This window comes from Methylobacterium sp. J-088 (assembly GCF_022829295.1).
Classification (GTDB): domain Bacteria; phylum Pseudomonadota; class Alphaproteobacteria; order Rhizobiales; family Beijerinckiaceae; genus Methylobacterium.
Genome location: NZ_JAKSYH010000275.1, coordinates 1 through 375 on the forward strand (window position 1 = coordinate 1; position 375 = coordinate 375).

Genomic DNA, 375 nt, shown 5'->3' on the forward strand with positions numbered 1-375 from the left:
GAATCTTGGTGGCTGTGGCTGCGGGATGCCGTCCGCCACAACATGAGAAGGGTGCCTGACCATGGAGTTCGTCGCTCTCCTTCCGGCCTTGCTCGGGGCCGTCGGCCCGATCCTGGCCAGGGTGCTGCCCGACGAGGGCCATCGGCTGCAGGAGCAGCTCGACCTGCAGAAGGCGCTGATCGACCAGCAAGGGGATCTCAGTCGCGCCCTGGCCGAGGTGATGAAGGCCGATGCCGGCCAGGAGACCCCGCTCGCCCGGCCGTGCACCGTGCTGTAGGCCGTGGTGATGATCACCGCGGCCAGCGTGGCCGGGACGGTGGTCGGGCGTCATGGAGGGGATGTTGACGCGCTCCAGGCAGGGCTGTCGCTGCAGGG

Annotated in this window: 1 protein-coding gene; it reads left to right on the forward strand. The window is 69.1% G+C overall.

Translation table 11 applies throughout. The annotated features are described in order from the left end of the window. The first annotated feature begins 61 nt into the window (after positions 1-61). Complete coding sequence (locus MKK63_RS29915) at positions 62-277, forward strand: hypothetical protein (RefSeq protein WP_244008003.1); 216 nt, start codon at positions 62-64, stop codon at positions 275-277. Positions 278-375: the final 98 nt, after the last annotated feature.

Coding starts and splice junctions, on each gene's coding strand:
- MKK63_RS29915 (WP_244008003.1), top strand. CDS start 62: ATGGAGTTCGTCGCTCTCCTTCCGGCCTTGCTCGGGGCCGTCGGCCCG.